Below are 19659 nucleotides of genomic sequence, written 5' to 3' on the forward strand. Positions count from 1 at the left end.
GTCATGCTTAAGAAAATCCTGAAGATTGCCGGTATTGTTTTATTGTTGCTGATTGCAGCGCTGTTTGCAATTCCTTACCTGTTCGAAGACCAGATCAAGGCTAAGATTGCCGAGGCGATCAACAAAAAAGTCGATGCGAAAGTATCGTTTGCCGACGCGGACCTGAGCCTGTTCCGGAATTTTCCCGAAGCAACGGTATCGGTCGATAAGTTGCTTATTATCAACAAGGCACCGTTTGAAGGCGATACGCTGGTCTCAATGGGCACACTAAACTTTGAGATGTCAATCAAAGAGCTGTTTAAAGGCAAGGATGAACCCATGAATATCGAAGCGATTTCATCGGAGAATGCCGTAGTCAACATCCTGTTCAACAAGGACGGCGTAGGCAATTTTGACATCGCCTTCAAAGATGAAAAAGAACAGGACAATGCCAAAGGCGATCCGATTTCCCTGAAGATTAAGCAGTATGAAGTCAAGAATTTACGCTTTACGTATTTCGACGAACGCTCCAAAATCAAAATGGTCATCGACAGCCTTGACCACAAAGGTACCGGGGATTTTACAAACGACAAACTGGACCTTACAACGACCTCGAAAGCCAGGGTATCTTTGGATATGGATAAGGTCAACTATATGAAAAACGTCGCCCTTTCTCTCGACGCGGTGCTCGGAATCGACATGGCGCAAAATAAATATACCTTCAAGAACAACAAGGCGCTGATCAATAAACTGCCTTTGGAATTCGACGGTTTCCTCCGACTTGCCGACGAAGGGCAGGAATACGACCTGACATTCAGGACGCCGACATCAGATTTCCAGAACTTTCTTGGGTTGATCCCGTCAGCCTATTCGGGTAGCCTTGAAAATGTTAAGACCACCGGAAACTTTAGTGTGAAAGGTTTTGCAAAAGGCATGCTGACGGATACGACAGTCCCAAAATTCAGCATAGAAATGGCATCAAACGACGCTTCCTTTCAATACCCTAACCTGCCAAAATCTGTTCAGGACATTGTAGTTGACATGAAAGTGGTAAACGACAGCGGGATTATGAACGACACTTATGTGAACCTGGATAAACTGGCGTTCCGTATTGATCAGGATGTATTTGACGCACACGCCAATATTAAGAACGTAACGGTAAACCCCATGGTTGACGCTGCGCTGAAAGGAACAGTCAACCTGGCTAACCTTTCCAAGGCTTACCCTATCAAACTCGATAAGCCATTATCGGGAATATTAAAGGCCGACGTAAAGACGCGGTTCGACATGAAATCGGTTGAAACCAGCCAATACCAAAATATCCGGAATGAGGGAACGGTAAGCCTTTCCGGCTTCCGCTACACCGATGAAAAGGGGAAAGCGCTCGATATCAGCCAGGCTGTGGTCGCCTTCAATCCGAGCCGCGTAAACCTGCAACAGTTCAATGCCAAAACCGGAAAAACAGACCTGAGTGTCAATGGCACACTGGATAATTTTTACGGATATATGTTCAAAAATCAGGAGCTTAAAGGGAATTTCAACCTGACATCAAACCAGTTTGCCGTATCCGACTTCATGACGACTGAAGCGCCCAACACCAAGACTACTGCTCCCGCACAGGAAGCCATTAAGATCCCGGCATTTCTAAACTGTACGCTTTCGGCAAAAATGAATACCGTACTGTACGACAACCTGGTGCTCCGGGATATGACCGGCAAAGTGATTATCAAGGACCAGAAAGTAACCTTGGAGAACCTCAAAACGAATATTTTCGGTGGGATGATTGCTTTGAACGGGGACGTTTCCACAAAGGGGAAAGTACCCGTCTTCAACATGAACCTCGGGTTGAATAAAGTGGACATCCAGCAAACTTTCACGCAGCTTGACATGATGAAGAGCATCGCGCCGATTGCAGGAGTCATCAACGGAAAACTCAATTCGACCATAAAACTGAGCGGAAAACTCGATGCCAAGGAAATGACGCCGGACCTGAAATCGCTTTCGGGAGATCTTTTCGGGCAGTTCCTGTCAACTACGGTGAATGCGGGTAATTCGGAGTTGTTAAACACTTTGAGCAACAACGTCAAATTCATTGACCTGAAAAAAATCAATTTCAATGACCTGAAGGCGAACCTCACTTTTAACGACGGAAAAGTGAGCCTGAAACCCATCACACTGAAATACCAGGACATCAAGATCAACCTGCAGGGACAGCACGGTTTCGACCAGTCGCTAGTCTATAACGTCGGTTTTGATGTTCCCGCGAAGTACCTCGGTACCGAGGTCAATAAATTGCTCGCACAACTGTCGCCGGCCGATGCTGCCAAAGTGGATAATATTCCCGTTAAGGCCAATATTACCGGTACTTTCAAGAATCCGAAAGTGACTACGGATATGAAGCAAGCGGTTACGAACCTGGCGTCACAGTTAGTCAAACAGCAAAAAGACAAATTGATCAATCAAGGTACCAAAGCGCTGGGCAACCTCATCGGGGGTAAAAAGGATTCTACCAAAACCACGCCTTCCACCAAAGAAGAGGTCAAGACGGAAGTGAAGACCAAAGCCAAAGACCTGCTTAACGGCCTTTTCAACAAAAACAAAAAAACGGACGAAAAGAAGTAGGGTTACCCAAAAGTTTGGCGATGGTCTCAATTTGTCGCTCGTCAGACTTCAATCGTCACCTTATACCCTTCAAAACCCCGGATATTAAACACCGTACCATCCTGAAATATAAGGTACTGCCCCTTGATGCCCATTAATTTCCCTTTATAAGACGATTCCTTGTCAAGATTCAGGCTGTTGATTTTCTTCGGGTATTCCAGCACAGGATATTCCAATTCGTAAAGTTCGGCTTTGTCGACATCAAAGTACCCGCGCACCTCGTCGGGCAGTTTTTCGAGTATTTCATTCCGGTGCGACAACAAATCGAGCGAAACGATTTCGTTGGTAAGCATCTTACGCCAATTGGTCTTATCTGAAAAATGTGCTTTCAAGGCGACTTCCGTGATTCCGGCAAGGTAGCGGTTCGGCACTTCTACAATTGCGAGCGCTTTCTCGGCGCCTTGGTCGATCCACCGCGTGGGAACCTGTGTTTTACGCGTCACGCCCACTTTCACTTCGCTTGACAGGGCAAGATACACGATATGTGGCTGCAACTGCACCGCAGATTCATAGTCGAGATCTCGATCAGCGACGCCCAGATGTGCTGTGCTGAGTTCGGGCTTCATAATCCAGTCGCCGACTGCAGGACTCGAATAAAAACAGTCATAGCAAAATCCCTGGCGGTACACTTTCTTGGATTTGCTGCAATTAAGGCATTGATGACCCGAAAAAGTGATTTCGAGCTCATGCCCCAGCAATTGGTTCATGTGGAGGAAGTCGGATTCAAATACCAGGTAATATTGGATCGGGTTACCGGGTTCGGTCTGCATTTTTGTAAGTACACCCTCGTAGTTCATTGGTGATTTCGGATTTAGATTTCAGATTATGTGCGGCGTATCAGTTTTATTTTTACTTTTGGTGATAACGATGTAAAGTTATGGTTTTCGTTGTAAATCTGACCCGGGCCGAAGCCGATTTGTATCCGGCGCCGGCGTAATAAACTCTGAAATCATAAATCTAAAATCAACTTATGCCCTTACCAATTATCAATTCGGTCGCATCCTGGATATTAAAAAAAAGGATCCATCAGATTGAATTATTCATCAAATATCCCAACGAGGTCCAGGAAGAACTTTTAATGAACCTGGTGCGCAGCGCTGAAAATACCGTGGTCGGAAAAAGCTACGATTTCGAGTCCATACGTTCCTACCAGCATTTCAGCGAGCGGCTGCCGGTTGCCACTTACGAAGATCTCGAGCCGATGATTGAACAGACGCGCAAGGGCGGCCAGAATATATTCTGGAACACCCCGATCAAGTGGTTTGCCAAATCAAGCGGCACGACCAATGCCAAAAGCAAATTCATTCCGGTGAGCGGCGAGGCATTGGAAAATTGCCATTACAAGGCCGCGAAAGACCTGCTGTGCCTCTACCTGAACAACAATGAGGACTCTCAGTTGTTTACCGGCAAAAGCCTTCGACTTGGCGGCAGTAAGCAATTGTATGAGGACAACAATACGTTTTTCGGTGATTTGTCGGCCATCCTGATCGAGAACATGCCGATGTGGGCCGAATTCAGCAGCACACCCAGCAACCGCGTGTCGCTGATGAGCGATTGGGAGATTAAACTCAAGGCCATTGTCGATGAAACCCGAATGGAGAACGTCACAAGTTTTGCGGGCGTTCCCTCGTGGATGTTGGTTTTACTCAACAAAATGCTCGAAGAAACGGGTCGGGATAACCTTTCCGAAATCTGGCCGAATGCCGAGGTGTATTTCCATGGGGGCGTGAGTTTTGATCCGTACCGCGAACAGTACAAAAAGATCATTCCCAAAGCAGACTTCCAGTATTATGAGATTTACAATGCGTCGGAAGGCTTTTTTGCCATACAGGACCTGAATTATTCCAATGATTTGCTGCTGATGCTCGACTACGGCATTTTCTACGAGTTCATCCCGATGGATACCTACGGAACACCCGCACAAAAAATCATCCGACTTTCGGAAGTCGAAAAGGATAAGAATTACGCAATCATCATTACGACCAATTCCGGCCTATGGCGTTACCAGATCGGCGATACCGTGCGGTTTACGTCACTGAACCCGTACCGAATCAGGGTGACAGGGCGCACCAAACACCATATCAATGTTTTCGGCGAGGAGCTCATCATTGAAAACTCAGACAATGCGATTGCCAAAGCCTGCCAGGCCACACGCACCGAAGTAATCGACTATACCGTCGCACCGGTTTTCATGCAGGGCAGGGAAAAAGGCGCACACGAATGGGTTATCGAGTTCCGGCAGCAACCTGACGATATGGCACTGTTCAGTAAGGTACTCGACGAGACGTTGCAGTCGCTGAACTCGGATTACGAAGCCAAACGCTTCAATAACATGACATTAAAAGAACCTGTGGTCAATGTGGCGCGGGAAAACCTGTTTTATGACTGGCTGAAACACCAGGATAAACTTGGCGGGCAACATAAGATCCCGAGACTTTCAAATGAACGCCATTACATTGAACAATTGATGCAATTACAGGCCTAACACGCTGGTTGGCACGGTATTTGCACTACTACAACCAAAATAAGATGCTATGAAAAAAACCACTGTCCTCCTTTTAATGGCTTCCGGATTATTGTTTGCTTCGTGTGCGAGCAGCGGTTGGAGTTGCTGCAAACGTTATGTCAAAGCGGAAAAAGAAAAATCCCGCAAAACGGATCATCCGGATCAAAAGCCGGTCGTTTAAAATAGTAATTCCCGCTCCGGCGGGATTTTTTTTGATTTTTACTGATGAAGCTGTAACAAATTACGCACAAAGTGGTCTACTGCATAATCATCAATCAAAAATCAATAACCCATGAAACCTTACCTTACAGCATTACTCATGCTCACGGGCATTTTTGCATCTGCCCAGCAACATCCTGTTACGATCACCATGAAGTGTCCGTCAGATTTCACCCCCTGTGAATCGGACCAAAATCAAAGAAATTTACTGATTGAACGCACCGTAAATGGAACAACCGAACAAATCGGTTTGTTTGAAACCACGGGCTGCACTTACACCTACAATGGAAACTTATCACCGGGGATGTATTCCCTGACCGTATCCGGGGTAGCGTATGAAACCGCAAAAACCACTTTTGAGGTGACCGGACAAACGAAGGACATGGGTGTCGAAGTGCGGCTGAGCCAAAAAACAAACAACCTGAATGAAGTCACGATATTTGGCAGCCGCAAGCAGTTTGTCAAAATCGAGTCCGATAAAACCACGGTGCGGGTGCGCGAAAACGGCATGCTCAACAGCGGCAGCAGCCTTGACGCCGTGAGGAGGCTTCCCGGTGTGGTAAAAGGGCCCGGCGGCAATTTATCGCTTAACGGCAAAGGGGTGCGGATTTACATCGATGGCGTGCCGAGTATCTTAAGCGGGACCGATCTGGAAAATTATCTGGCCACTTTACCTGCAAATGCGATCGAGAAGGTCGAATTGATTTACAATCCCGGCGCAGCATACGACGCGAATTCAAGCGGATCTGTCATCAACATCGTCACTTCTTCCAAAAAAATGAAAGGAATCAATGCGAGTTTCAACATCAATTACAATTTCAATAAATACCAAAAACCAAGTCCGCAGGTGTTGCTTAACGGAAAGCAGGGCGATTTAAGCTGGCAGACCATGATCGGTTATAATTACATTGAAGGTGAAAACCGCAACAAAACGGTGAGCGAATTCACCTCTTTCAATCCTCCAAAAATCCTGGACAATGACAATAAAGTCGTGATGACCTTTAGAAATTTTTATTGGCGGACGGGAACCAATTATAAGATTAATGAAAAGTCGAACCTCTTGTTCAACTACAACCTGAATCTGGGAAATGATCGATTTGTGGAGACCCAATCAACTGTAGCCGACGGCATTGATTTTAAAAGCAATGGCCTGGTCAAGAAACCGAGCACCAATAATGAATTGAGCCTGCAGTATAAACTCAAAATCGATACCATCGGGACAAGTCTTGATGTTACAGCCTACAGCAACCTGCTTCGCCAGGACCGTGGCCGCGAAGCCATGGCAATAGAAAATGGGACGGGGAGTTTCGACAACAGCGATGCCAATTTCAAGATTGACAATTATTACCTCAAATACGATTTCACATTTCCATTTAAAAACGACCTGTCCCTCAGCACCGGCGGGAAGTACAATATGGTAAAAGTCAGTGACCTGGGCCGCTACAACTTTGAAAGCCCAACGGACGATATTTTCGGGTCGGGGCAGTTTGGCTCGCTGATTGATTTCGATTACAAGGAAAACAACCTGGCTTTTTATGGAGAAGTACGGAAAAAGTACAAAAAATTTAATTTTACTGCCGGGTTGCGTTTCGAGGATTACCGTGTAGAACGGGCGGCCAGTACGATTGCGGACAAGATTGAATTCAACAACACGAATTTTTTCCCGAGCGTGACGCTGATGTATTCGCTGAACGACCAAATGAACATCACTTCGTCATACAGCCGAAGGATTTCCCAGCCGGGTTACTTCATGCTTGATCCGAACAGCAGCAATATCTTCAATAAATACAATACTTCTGAAGGGAATGCGACACTGGAGCCGATTTTTTTCAACAACTATGAACTGAAATTTTCGGCCTTTGATTATGTGCAGGTTGGTGCCAATTACATGGATATCCGCGACAATACGCAGTTCATCATTTCGGCAAAAGAAAACGAGCTGGTGAGCAACCGCGAATTCATTTCGATTGAAAAAACCGAGATTTTTAATGCTTATATGAACTTTCCAATCCCGCTGGACTACTTCCTTAAGGGAAAAGAGGAATTTGCAAAACGCATGAGTACGATCGACAAGATGAACTATATTTTCGTAAACCTGAATTACGGAAAAATGATGACCAAAGGGTACAGCAGCGGCTTTCGCAATCACGGACTGATCACCTACGGAGCCCAGTCACAGATCCAGCTGCCCTGGGGCATTACGAACAACATGAATTATTTCATCATGCCCAAAGGGATTTACGAGATTTACCGAATCGACAAGCCCATACAGCAATTCGATATCTCATTCAATAAGGACTTTATGGACAAAAAACTCAAGCTGGGACTGCACTGTTTTGATGTTTTCAATGCGAATGAGGTTAATGCGTTTGTGAAGGGAAGCAACGTCAATACCCACTTTTATGAAAAGCAGGATTCCCGCACCTTCCGTATTTCTCTAACGTGGAACTTTGGAAATCAGAAACTCCAGAAAGAGAATACAGACATCAATATCGACAAAACCAATCAGGGTGGCGGAATGCTCAAGTAGCCCAAAGCCCTGATCCAATTGTTGGACATATCTCAAAAAAAACTCCCGCCGGAATCAAAGGCGGGAGTTTTTTTATGGTGATCAAATGTTTAAGACGCGATTTCAAGGCGTTTGAGGAGGTTCCGGTTTAAAGTCTCTTTCGCATAATCAACGTCGATTTCAAGGTGCTTGTCATCCGATCCGGGCAGGTCATACATCGCATCGGTAAGGATGGCTTCACACAGGGACCGCAATCCGCGGGCACCCAGTTTGTATTCCAATGCCTTATCTACAATAAAATCCAGCGCCTCATCTGTAATCGAAAATGCCACCTCGTCCATTAAGAACAACTTCTTATACTGCTTGATCAGGGCATTTTTAGGCTCGGTAAGTATCGCGCGCAATGTCTCCCGGTCCAGCGGATCCATATGCGTCAACACGGGAAGGCGACCGATAATTTCGGGAATGAGTCCAAAATCCTTAATATCTTTCGGGATAATGTACTGCAGCAGATTGTCCTTATCGATGTTGTCCGAATTTTTCGAAGTGCTGTAACCCACTGCCTGTCGGTTGAGTCTCTTGGAGATAATCCTTTCAATACCGTCAAAAGCGCCGCCTGCAATAAACAGGATATTCTGGGTATTGACTTCTACGAATTTCTGGTCGGGGTGCTTCCTGCCTCCCTTTGGCGGCACATTCACCACGGTGCCTTCAAGCAGCTTCAGCAACGCCTGCTGTACGCCTTCACCGGACACGTCGCGCGTAATCGATGGGTTGTCGCTCTTGCGTGCGATTTTGTCAATCTCGTCGATAAAAACAATCCCGCGTTCGGCCTTGGCGACGTCATAGTCAGCCGCCTGGAGCAGGCGCGTAAGGATGCTTTCAACATCTTCACCTACATAACCGGCTTCCGTCAGCACCGTAGCATCAACAATCGCTAACGGAACATCAAGCATCTTGGCTATGGTTTTGGCAACGAGCGTTTTTCCGGTACCCGTCTGCCCAACCATGATGATGTTGCTCTTTTCGATTTCGACATCATCATCCTGCTTCTGCTGCGTCAACCGTTTGTAGTGGTTGTATACTGCCACGGACATCACCTTCTTGGTTTGCTCCTGCCCGATTACGTACTGGTCCAGGAATGCCCGGATTTCCTTTGGTTTTTTCAGGATCAGGTCACCGATGAGTTTGGCTCCGCCGGCCGACTTAAGTTCCTCGATTACAATGCCGTGTGCCTGCTCGATGCAACGGTCGCAGATGTGGGCATTGATTCCTGCAATCAACAGGCTTGTTTCTGGCTTTTTCCTACCACAGAATGAACACTCTAATACTTCTTTTGCCATTTTATTTTGTTTAAGGCATAAGGTTTAAAGTGGAGTTGTTCCCCAACTTTAAACCTGACACCTGTAAAATCTATCCTCTCCGCAATACCTCGTCAATCATACCATACTCCTTGGCTTCATCCGCTTTCATCCAGTAGTCGCGCTCACTGTCCTTATGCACCTTGTCGTATGACTGGCCTGAATGGTTCGCAATGATATGGTACAATTCTTCCTTAAGTTTCAGCATTTCACGCAGGTTGATCTCCATGTCTGTGGCAACACCCTGTGCGCCTCCTGACGGCTGGTGGATCATCACGCGCGAATGCGGCAATGCCGAACGTTTGCCTGCAGCACCAGCGCAGAGCAATACGGCTCCCATTGAGGCGGCCATTCCGGTACAGATTGTGGCCACATCAGGCTTGATGTATTGCATCGTATCATAAATCCCAAGACCGGCATACACGCTTCCGCCAGGAGAATTAATGTATATCTGGATGTCTTTTGAGGCGTCGGCACTTTCCAGGAATAACAATTGTGCCTGGACGATATTGGCAATCTGGTCGTCGATGCCTGTGCCGAGGAATATAATCCGGTCCATCATCAGCCTTGAAAAAACATCAAGCTGTGAAATGTTAAGTTGTCGTTCCTCAATGATGTAAGGGGTCATATTGGTCGGTGTCATCGCGCCGACGATCTTATCGAAATACATGGCGTTTACACCCTGGTGCTTTGTAGCGAATTTTTTAAACTGCTTCGCCTGTTCGAGCGCTGCTCTCGAGTCTTTTCCGTAATTCATGGTTGATTTTTTATTATAGTTTAAATGTAACGTAAAAACGTTGGACGCGATTCTTTCTTACAAATTCCGTTCCAAAATTTTTCAAACAATAAAAAGCGCCAGAACTGACATTCTGGCGCTCAAATATAATCATTTATGCCGAAATTATTCTCCGTACGACGCAGCGATGAACTCATCATAGGTGACTTCTTTCACCTCGTGCTTCACGGCCTCCTTGTAAAGGTTCAGCATTTTTTCGCTCATCACCTGATCGGAAATCCTCTTGATTTCCTCCTGGTTTGACAGGACGCGGGCCACGATACCGTCGACATCTGCGTCAGTAGGGTCCATTTGCCCGAACTGCGCCATTTGCCTGCGGATCATCTGTGCGGTGTAATCCTTCAACTCCTCAAATGTAATCTGGAGGTTGTTCTGCGACATTACTTTGCCTTCGATCAATTGGTAGCGAAGGCCTTTTTCTGATTTTGCGTATTCTTCCTCAGCCTGCGCCGCGTTAAGAGGCGTCTCACCTACGGTCTGGATCCATTTTTTCAAAAATGTCGCAGGAAGGTCAAATTTAGTGTGGTTTAATAAATACTCGATCACATCATTGAGGAACTTCTGGTTTGCCTGCGATTCAAATTGCCTTTCCGCATCCTCTTTAATTTTGGCCCTGATTTCCTCTACTGACGACACGTTTCCTTCGCCGAAAAGTTTGTCAAACAATTCCTGGTTCATTTCCGCGAGCTCCGAAGTGTGGATCTCTTCGATGGTAAAATCTACATCGATATCAAGACCATGAACATCATCATGGCCTACCTTAAGGTAATCCATCAACTGGTGGTCATCAGGGAAAAGCCCTTTGGTATTCAAAGTCACGACATCTCCAACTTTTTTCCCGATGAATTGATCCGCCTGTTTTTTATCCTTGAACACATCCAAAGTGAATTGCGCCGGATTGCTGATGCCTTTCTCGGTATTGTTGAAAGTACCGGCAATATCGTCACCCGCCTCCACGGTATCTTTGGAAATCATCTTGCCATATTGCTTGCGGATCCTTGTAATCTGGTCGTCAAGCATCTTGTCGTCGGCAACAATCTTGTACTGGGTTAGGTTTTTGGCAGCGGCCAGGTCGATATCGAACGCCGGCGTGAGGCCCAGTTCAAAATCAAAACTGTAATCCTCAGCGTCCCAGTTGAATTGCTCGTCTGCTTTAGGCAGCGGATTGCCGAGTATGTCCAGCTTTTCTTCCTTAAGATAATTGTTCAGGTTTTCCTGCAGGATTTTGTTCACTTCTTCAAGAAGGACAGCTTTGCCGTATTGTTTTTTGATCATGCTCAATGGCACCGCACCTTTACGGAATCCTGGAATAGTAGCGGTTTTCGCGTAGTTTTTTAAAACGGATTCCACCTTCGGAGCATAATCTTCCTTACTAACCTCGACAGTAACGATGGCATTTAAATCGTCAATATTTTTCTTGGTGATCTTCATGTTGTTGTTCATAAAATTGGGCGCAAAATTAGCACATTTTTGGCAGTCGGGCAAATTTTAATATTTTCTTACGAAACGGCAGCGCACTTACCCTTTCTTATCAGTCAGCCGGAATAAGACCGATTGGCAAACCGACAACAAAATACTGAAGATGAATGCGGTCATGAACCCGTCGACATGGAAATTCCCGAGTCGGTACGTCTGGAACAGGCTTGAGCAAAGCATAATGATCAGCGCATTGATTACCAGCAGGAACAGCCCCAAAGTGAACAAAGTGACGGGCAGCGTAAGCAGTACCAGTATGGGCTTGACGAAAAGATTCAGCAGCCACAATACCAGCGCCACGATAAGCGACGTCCGGAAGTCCTGCACATGCACGCCGGGCAGGTTTGACAGTACCAATACCAACACGGCGGTTACTAACAATCTAAGGATGTATTTCATTGTCTCTTCAAAAAGTTTATAGTGGCTTCAAAAAAATCCGCCGGGTTTTCGGCATGCAGCCAATGTCCCGCGCCCCGGATCGTAACGATGTCGAAGTCGGGAAAGTGGTGACGGATTTCAGGCTCGTCATCCGGGCAGATGTATTGTGATTTTTCACCTTTCAGGAACAAGGTGGGCTTTGTAAAAATGGCGTTAGCAGGTAAGGCTTCGCCAATATTGTCGATTGAATCGTTGAACGCTTTCAGGTTAAAACGGAAGCCCAGTTGACCGGGCTCTTCCCAATACAGGCTTTTCATCAGGAACTGCCTTGTCCCAAAGTCGCGGATATAACCGGATAGGATGTCATCGACCTGCTGGCGTGAAGGCTTCAGGGAAAAATCGACGGCATTCAGGGCCTTCATAATATCCTGGTGGTGCGGCGCATAATAACGCGGCGCGATGTCGGCGACAACCAACCTCCGCACGCTGTCGGGATTTTGCGTAGCATAAAACATTGCAATCTTGCCTCCCATCGAATGTCCGATGATGTCGACCATTGCAAGCTGGTTGAATCGCACATATTCCGCGACATCCTGCACCATCGTGGCGTAGGTAAAGTCAGCTGAGTGCAGGCTGCGCCCGTGATTGCGCATGTCCAGCGCGTGGACCTGAAATCCCTCCGCCGCAAATTGTCCGGAAAGCGTTTTCCAGTTGTCGGACATGCCGAGGAATCCGTGGAGGATTAAGAGTGGCTGGCCGGAGCCTTCGATTTTGGAGTAGAGCATTCTCGTTTAAAGTTTTATTCCGCGGCGCGCCATACAATTCGGCTACGCCTCGGGTTAGGTTTAAAGTTGACCTGATCAGCGAATCGGGCCCGGGATCGCGTGAGGGATGGCAGTGGAAATCCTTTTTTTGATCACCCGAAGCGCAGCGAAGGGAAATCTTCAATGCAGCACCGCGGAATTGCAAAAAAAGATTGCAACGGACAGCCCGACCTCGTTGCAAAACAGACATGACATTTACGCCATCATTCCGCAACGGGGGCACGCCCCACTATTTTAACTTCTGTAAATACATGTTGACGACATTGTCAAGGCCGAGATACAACGACTCGGAAATCAGCGCGTGGCCGATGGACACTTCCAGCAATCCCGGGATATTTTGTTTAAAGAACTGAATGTTGTCGAGGCTTAAGTCGTGTCCGGCGTTAAGTCCGAGTCCGAGCTCATTGGCTAAAACCGCCGCTTCATAATACGGTTTTATCGCCTCGCTGTTCCCTAAACCGTACTGGTGCGCAAACGCTTCGGTGTAGAGTTCAATCCGGTCGGTACCAACCGCTTTCGCCCCTTCAACCATCTGCAAAACCGGATCGGTGAAAATCGATACCCTGATGCCGTTACGTTGGAATTCGCGGGTCATTTCAGTCAGGAAGCTTTTGTGTTTTATCGTATCCCAGCCGGCATTGGACGTGATGGCGTCGACCGCATCGGGAACGAGTGTCACCTGATGGGGTTTGATCTCAAGCACGAGATCGACGAAACTTTTTTCCGGATTCCCTTCGATGTTAAATTCCGTATATACTATAGATTTAAGATCGCGTGCATCCTGATACCGGATGTGGCGCTCGTCGGGACGCGGATGAATGGTGATGCCCTGTGCCCCGAAACGCTGGATGTCGGCCGCAGCCTTGAGCAAATCCGGGACGTTTCCGCCGCGCGCGTTGCGGAGTGTGGCGATTTTATTGATGTTTACGCTTAATTTGGTCATGGTCATCCTTTTGGCATGATATATGCAGTTACGGCTTACAAAAATACAAAGTTAAAGCAGGTGTTTTGTACTAAAATTTGATTAATTTGCACTGAATTTATTTGCTATGAATACAATTACAGATTTTATAAACCGCGATTTCAGGCCTATTGACAGCAAGGATACGGTCGCCGAAATACAGGACTTTTTTGCCGAGGCCAGTTTCTCGCATTTTCCTGTAGTGGAAGAAGGGATATACATCGGGAGCGTGTCTGCGGAAGATGTGGAAACCTTCGAGCCCGGTAAAACGCTTGCGAATTATCGCTATGCCATCGAAGTGTTTTTTGCACGGACATCGACAAACTGGTTCGACGTACTTGAAGTTTTTGCGAGGAATCATACCGATGTCGTTCCCGTCCTGGACGACGAGAACAAATACACCGGATATTATGAAATCGCCGACATCGTTAAGTTTTTCAACGACACCCCTTTTCTAAAAGATCCAGGCGGTATTATCATTGTTGAAAAAGGCATACTCGATTATTCAATGGGCCAGGTCGTACAGATTGTCGAAAGCAACAATGCGAAAATCCTCGGTACGTTTGTATCAGCCACCACGAACGACACCATCCAGATTACCGTCAAGATCGCGCTGGGCAGCATCAATGACATCATCCAGACGTTCCGGCGTTATGATTATGAGATTATTTCGGAACACAACGAGGACAATTACCTGAACAGCCTCAAGGAGCGCTCAGATTATTTGGACAAATACCTTAACATATAAATGAGACCCATGGTTTTTGGAAATGAGTAGGTTTCAAATTTCCCATTTAACCGGTTTCAAACCGATCTGATTAATGAAAGTCGCCATCTACGGACAATATTACCAAAACAGCACCGAGCCGATAATCCGGGATATTTTCGTGTTCTTCAACGAGAATCAGGTGGAGATGGTGATTGAGGCAGAGTTCCTGAACATGCTCTACGAAAAGGAACTGATCAAAAAAAGCTACCGGACTTTCAGCTCACACACCGAGCTCGACGCCTCGTTTGACATGATGATCAGTATCGGCGGCGACGGGACAATCCTACGCGCGGCGACACTTGTGCGCGATTCGGGAATACCTATTCTTGGGATCAATGCCGGCAGGCTCGGGTTTCTGGCCATGGTGCAGAAGGAAAGCATTTCGACCTTCATGCAGTTTATCATTGACAGGAATTACACGTTTTCGCCCAGGACGCTGTTAAGCGTGTCCTCTTCGCCGGTCAACGACGACATTGCGACAATTAATTTTGCGATGAACGAAATTTCGGTAAGCCGTAAGGACACCACATCCATGATTACGATCGACACGTATCTTGACGGTGAATTCCTGAATTCATATTGGGCTGATGGGCTGATCATTGCCACCCCCACGGGTTCCACAGGCTACTCAATGAGTTGCGGTGGCCCGATACTGACTCCTAATGTCGAGAGCCTCGTCATCACTCCGATCGCACCACACAACCTCAACGCCAGGCCACTCGTGATTCCGGACAAAACCGAAATCCGACTCAAGGTCTCAGGGCGGGAACAGCAGTACCTCGTGTCGTTGGATTCGAGGATCGCTTCGGTCAAAAACGAATCCATCCTCACGATCAGCAAGAACCCCTTCAAAATCAATATGGTGGAAATCCCCGGCGAGACGTTCCTGAAAACCCTGCGGAACAAACTCCTTTGGGGTGAGGACAAGCGGAATTAAACGTTAATTTCCCGCGTCACTTATACGATTACGCGCCGGCATTCCGTTTTAGAAGCTTCCGGAATCGCTCCGGAGCAATCGCTGCCGGGCCAAATAAAACTCAGATTTGACCGCATAGGCGATTGATTGGTACTCATAATTGTTATATTTGCACGCTGTTTTGAAAAGAATGAAAAGATTATTTCCGACGCTTATCTGCTTTTGTATGTTTTCGCTGATGCAGGCACAAATCCATGAAGTGGGGTTGTTTGCCGGCGCCAGTAATTTCATAGGCGATGTCGGACCGACAAATTACATCAATCCGAATGAACCGGCGATAGGAATCCTTTACAAATGGAACCGCAGCCCAAGGCATTCATGGAGGGCTTCTTTTACATACGCCAAGCTCGCCTCTGACGATGCCAACTCCAAAGTCCCGGGAAGGCATGACCGCGGCTATTCATTTGACAATAGTGTCAAGGAATTGTCGGCCGGACTTGAATTTGACTTTTTCGATTTTGACCTTCACGACCTCCGGAGGCAAATCACACCTTATATATATGGCGGCCTGAGTTATTTCAGGTATGACTCACAATATGTGCAAAATGGCACGACACGCGTGGACGACCAGAGCAATTCCCTTGCCATCCCCATGGTTGCCGGTATCAAAAGCAACATCACCCCGAAATTGATTCTCGGTTTTGAAATCGGGGCGCGTTATACCTTTGCAGATGATATTGACGGCAGCACGCCAAAGAGTGACCAGTACCAGCAATTGAAATTCGGTAACATCAACAGCAACGACTGGTATGTATTTACCGGATTTACACTTACCTACACTTTTGGGAATTCCCCCTGTTTTTGCCCGGAATAGCTTATGGATTTGAAGGATACTATAAATAAGGCGCATTTGCCGAAACACATCGCCATTATCATGGACGGCAACGGGCGTTGGGCAAAAAAGCAAGGCTTTATGCGTGCCATCGGGCATGAAAACGGAACAAAATCAGTGAAAGTCATTGTAGAGACCTGTGCGCGTCTTGGTATCGAAAACCTGACATTGTATGCCTTTTCCACCGAAAACTGGAACCGGCCAAAGCTTGAAGTCCAGGCCCTGATGAAAATCCTGATCAATTCGCTGAAGAAAGAAGAAAAAACGCTGCAGCAAAATGACATCAGGCTCAACTCAATCGGCAATCTGGACAAACTCCCCACATCAGCCCAGCGGCAACTTTCTGAAGTGATCGAAAAGACAAAAGACAACCGCCGCATGACGTTAACGCTCGCATTGAGCTATGGCTCAAGGGATGAAATCATCTCGGCAGTCCGCGACATCAGTGGTAAAGTTAAAAATAATATAATTTCAATTGACGCTATTGACGAATCAATTATTAATCAGCATCTTTACACGCAAAATTTACCGGATGTAGATTTATTGATCAGGACCAGCGGTGAGCACCGTATCAGTAATTTCCTGCTTTGGCAGATCGCTTACGCAGAATTGTATTTTACCGATGTTTTGTGGCCTGACTTTACAGAACAGGATTTATATGAGGCCATCGTCAGCTACCAGAAGCGTGAGCGGAGATTTGGAAAAACAAGTGAACAAATTAAATAATTTCTTAGTGTTAAACAAAAGCATAAAACTACTCCTAACCCTGTTTTTTCTTGGAAGTATTACCCCGGTACTCGCGCAGGATGATGAAGACAGGATCCCATTTGAACAAGGAACCCCATATTACTTAGCCAACATCGATGTCACCGGAAAAATCAGCTACAACCAGCAAACCGTGGTCACTTTTACCGGCCTTGAGAAAGGGCAGCGCATTACGGTTCCGGGCGAGGAAATCAGTAATGCGGTTAAAAAACTGGGCAAACTCGGGCTTTTTAATGACATTAATTTTTATGTAAACAAAATTGAAGGCGACAGCATTTACCTGGAGCTGAATATCAACGAATTACCAAAACTCAGCGAACCCAAAATTGCCGGTGTCAAGAAATCGAAAGCAGAAGGGCTGATTAAGGACACCAAGCTCACCAAGGGCATGGTCGTGAATGAAAACCTGATCACCACCACTAAAAATTACATCGAAAACAAATACCGCAAAGACGGGTATTATAATGCCAAAGTCAACATCAACACTGAGGCGGACACCACCACGAACCAGGTCAAGATGTTCATCCGGATTGACAAAGGCGACAAAGTGAAGATCAGTGCGATCAACTTCTCAGGCAACCAAAAACTTTCAGATGCCAAACTGCGCAAGGCGATGAAAAATACGAAGGTAAAGAACCCGATACGGATCTTCAAGGCTTCGAAATTCATTTCCGAAAAATACGAGGAGGACCTGGACAACGTCATTTCCAAGTATAAGGAAAAGGGCTACCGTGACGCGCGCATCATCTCGGACAGCGTATCTTATGATAAGAAAAAGAATAAGATCGCAATCAATATCAAACTGGAAGAGGGCAACAAATACTATTTCGGAAATATCAAATTCCTCGGAAATACCATTTATACGGACCAAAGCCTCAACCGCATGCTGGGCATCAAGAAGGGCGATACCTATAACGGCGTGCTGCTTGAAAAAAGGATTGCTGATAAGACCAAGCCTGATGCAGACGACATCACCAATTTATATCAAAACAACGGTTACCTGTTCTCGACGATCAACGCGGTCGAAACCAGGACATATAACGACACCATCGATTTTGAGATCCGGATTATGGAAGGGCCGTTGGCTTACTTCAACAAGATTTCTGTAGTGGGCAACGACAAGACCAATGATAAAGTCATTTACCGCGAATTGCTGACGCATCCCGGAGACAAGTACAGTAAGGAAGCGTTGGTGCAGACCATCCGTGAGATCGGGCAATTGGGCTTTTTTGACCCCGAAGCCATCGAACCTAAGTTCAAGAATGTGGATCCGGCGGCCGGCACTGTAGACATTGAATACAATCTTGTCGAAAAAGGTTCGAGCCAGATAGAATTGCAGGGCGGATACGGCGGTGGCGGGTTCATCGGAACACTCGGATTGTCATTCAACAATTTCTCGATGCGAAATCTGTTCAATAAGGAAGCTTACAAGCCCATCCCGATGGGAGACGGCCAGCAGGTGTCTTTGCGCCTTCAGGGAAGCAGCTATTTCCAGACCTACAGCCTTTCGTTTGCTGAGCCTTGGTTCGGTGGCAAAAAACCGGTGCGCTTCAACACCTCGCTTTCGTACAGCAAGCAGTTCTTAAACAATTATTCCTCGAATTCGGTCGACCGCAGCCGCAGCTTCAACATCATTTCGCTGTCGGTCGGTTTGGGCAAAAGGCTTACCGTCCCTGACAACTCGTCGTATTTCTCACAGGCCTTGAGCTTCCAGTATTACGACCTTAACAATTACAACACGGGATTGTTTACTTTCGGTAACGGATCCTCAAGAAACCTCGCATATACTGTCGAAGTCAAGCGGAATAACAAAGGTTTCAACCCGATTTTCCCAACTTACGGATCGGAATTCAGCCTCTCGTTTAAATTCACGCCACCGTATTCACTAATCAACGGCATTGATTATGGCAGCCTGGGAGACAAGCAGGAATACAAGCTACGAAACGCCACAGATATCGTATACAACAACCAGGTTTTCCCGGCAGGGACGACTTATGTGAATGCCCAAGGCGAACCTGTGGATGATTTTACCCTCGCCGCCGCAGACCAGTCAAAGGTAGATCAGGAGAAATTCAAATGGCTGGAATACTATAAAATTAAATTCAAAGCCGATTGGTATACCAAAATTTATGGTAATTTAGTGCTCCGTTCATTGGCTGAATTCGGTTTCTTAGGGAACTACAACAGCGAAAGGGGTAACGTGCCGTTTGAGCGTTTTTACATCGGCGGCGACGGATTGGCGAATTTTGCGCTTGACGGCAGAGAAACCATCCAGTTGAGGGGCTATCCGAATCAATCGTTGACCCCTATCGACACGCAGGGAAATCAAAACGGTGCAACAATTTACAATAAATTTTCGTTTGAGTTGAGATATCCGTTAACTTTGAAAAGTCAGGCGTCGATTTACGCGCTTACTTTCTTCGAAGCCGGTGCAGGTTATGACCGCGATGCCAATAAAAGGTACAATCCGTTTGTGCTGCAGCGTTCGGCCGGTTTCGGGTTGAGGGTTTTCATGCCTGCATTCGGATTGCTGGGAATTGATTTCGGCCATGGGTTTGATGCGGTCGAAGGCGGTACAGGCAAGAACGGATGGGAGACACATTTCATCATAGGCCAGCAATTCTAGGATTGCAGCCGTTTTTAATAC

General features: G+C 46.6%; 16 protein-coding genes. 9 read left to right on the top strand and 7 right to left on the bottom strand.

Annotation, left to right across the window (positions count from 1 at the left end):
• Positions 1-3: 3 nt before the first annotated feature.
• Positions 4-2601 carry an AsmA-like C-terminal region-containing protein gene (locus HYN48_RS01710; RefSeq protein ID WP_108369488.1) on the top strand — a complete coding sequence of 866 codons (2598 nt, stop codon included), beginning with the start codon at positions 4-6 and terminating at the stop codon, positions 2599-2601.
• A 41-nt stretch (positions 2602-2642) separates the two neighbouring features.
• Here the strand turns inward: HYN48_RS01710 and HYN48_RS01715 are convergent, their stop codons facing one another.
• Positions 2643-3437: a DUF2797 domain-containing protein gene (locus tag HYN48_RS01715; RefSeq protein ID WP_108369489.1), complete on the bottom strand. Its 795-nt coding sequence runs from the start codon at positions 3435-3437 to the stop codon at positions 2643-2645.
• Positions 3438-3610: 173 nt separating this feature from the next.
• On the opposite strand from HYN48_RS01715, the gene HYN48_RS01720 reads away from it, so the two are divergent.
• From HYN48_RS01720 to HYN48_RS01725, 3 genes are all read left to right on the top strand, one after another.
• Positions 3611-5125: a GH3 auxin-responsive promoter family protein gene (locus tag HYN48_RS01720; RefSeq protein WP_108369490.1), complete on the top strand. Its 1515-nt coding sequence runs from the start codon at positions 3611-3613 to the stop codon at positions 5123-5125.
• A 49-nt stretch (positions 5126-5174) separates the two neighbouring features.
• Positions 5175-5327 carry a hypothetical protein gene (locus HYN48_RS15250; protein ID WP_181248502.1) on the top strand — a complete coding sequence of 51 codons (153 nt, stop codon included), beginning with the start codon at positions 5175-5177 and terminating at the stop codon, positions 5325-5327.
• A gap of 111 nt (positions 5328-5438) precedes the next feature.
• Positions 5439-7895, top strand: a complete 2457-nt coding sequence (locus tag HYN48_RS01725) for an outer membrane beta-barrel protein (RefSeq protein WP_108369491.1) — start codon at positions 5439-5441, stop codon at positions 7893-7895.
• An 89-nt stretch (positions 7896-7984) separates the two neighbouring features.
• On the opposite strand, the gene clpX is transcribed toward HYN48_RS01725, so the two are convergent.
• From clpX to HYN48_RS01755, 6 genes are all read right to left on the bottom strand, one after another.
• A complete protein-coding gene (gene clpX, locus HYN48_RS01730) occupies positions 7985-9217 on the bottom strand; it encodes an ATP-dependent Clp protease ATP-binding subunit ClpX (RefSeq protein ID WP_108369492.1) in 1233 nt (410 codons plus the stop codon).
• 70 nt (positions 9218-9287) lie between these two features.
• Positions 9288-9992 (bottom strand): ATP-dependent Clp endopeptidase proteolytic subunit ClpP, encoded by a 705-nt coding sequence (gene clpP / locus HYN48_RS01735; protein WP_108369493.1) that lies wholly within the window; start codon positions 9990-9992, stop codon positions 9288-9290.
• A 144-nt stretch (positions 9993-10136) separates the two neighbouring features.
• Positions 10137-11462 (bottom strand): trigger factor, encoded by a 1326-nt coding sequence (gene tig, locus HYN48_RS01740; RefSeq protein WP_108373272.1) that lies wholly within the window; start codon positions 11460-11462, stop codon positions 10137-10139.
• A gap of 87 nt (positions 11463-11549) precedes the next feature.
• Positions 11550-11906, bottom strand: a complete 357-nt coding sequence (locus HYN48_RS01745) for a phage holin family protein (RefSeq protein ID WP_108369494.1) — start codon at positions 11904-11906, stop codon at positions 11550-11552.
• Positions 11903-12670: an alpha/beta fold hydrolase gene (locus HYN48_RS01750; RefSeq protein ID WP_108369495.1), complete on the bottom strand. Its 768-nt coding sequence runs from the start codon at positions 12668-12670 to the stop codon at positions 11903-11905. The genes HYN48_RS01745 and HYN48_RS01750 overlap by 4 nt, the downstream gene beginning before the upstream one ends.
• A gap of 268 nt (positions 12671-12938) precedes the next feature.
• A complete protein-coding gene (locus tag HYN48_RS01755) occupies positions 12939-13652 on the bottom strand; it encodes a pyridoxine 5'-phosphate synthase (protein ID WP_108373274.1) in 714 nt (237 codons plus the stop codon).
• Between the two features lie 106 nt (positions 13653-13758).
• Here HYN48_RS01755 and HYN48_RS01760 point away from each other — a divergent pair, with 106 nt between their 5' ends.
• The 5 genes from HYN48_RS01760 (at position 13759) to HYN48_RS01780 (ending at position 19638) form a co-directional block, all read left to right on the top strand.
• Positions 13759-14418, top strand: coding sequence for a CBS domain-containing protein (locus HYN48_RS01760; protein ID WP_108369496.1), 660 nt, complete (start codon positions 13759-13761; stop codon positions 14416-14418).
• 73 nt (positions 14419-14491) lie between these two features.
• The gene (locus HYN48_RS01765) at positions 14492-15376 is read left to right on the top strand and encodes an NAD kinase (RefSeq protein WP_108369497.1); all 885 of its coding nucleotides are present in this window, start codon (positions 14492-14494) and stop codon (positions 15374-15376) included.
• Between the two features lie 169 nt (positions 15377-15545).
• Entirely contained in the window at positions 15546-16229 is a 684-nt protein-coding gene (gene porG, locus HYN48_RS01770) for a type IX secretion system protein PorG (RefSeq protein WP_108369498.1), read from the top strand.
• 3 nt (positions 16230-16232) lie between these two features.
• Entirely contained in the window at positions 16233-16973 is a 741-nt protein-coding gene (locus HYN48_RS01775; RefSeq protein ID WP_108369499.1) for an undecaprenyl pyrophosphate synthase, read from the top strand.
• Positions 16906-19638, top strand: a complete 2733-nt coding sequence (locus HYN48_RS01780) for a BamA/OMP85 family outer membrane protein (RefSeq protein ID WP_108369500.1) — start codon at positions 16906-16908, stop codon at positions 19636-19638. The genes HYN48_RS01775 and HYN48_RS01780 overlap by 68 nt, the downstream gene beginning before the upstream one ends.
• Positions 19639-19659 lie beyond the last annotated feature (21 nt).

Origin of the sequence: Flavobacterium magnum, from assembly GCF_003055625.1 — a bacterium.
In the GTDB taxonomy this organism is placed as follows: Bacteria; Bacteroidota; Bacteroidia; order Flavobacteriales; family Flavobacteriaceae; genus Flavobacterium; species Flavobacterium magnum.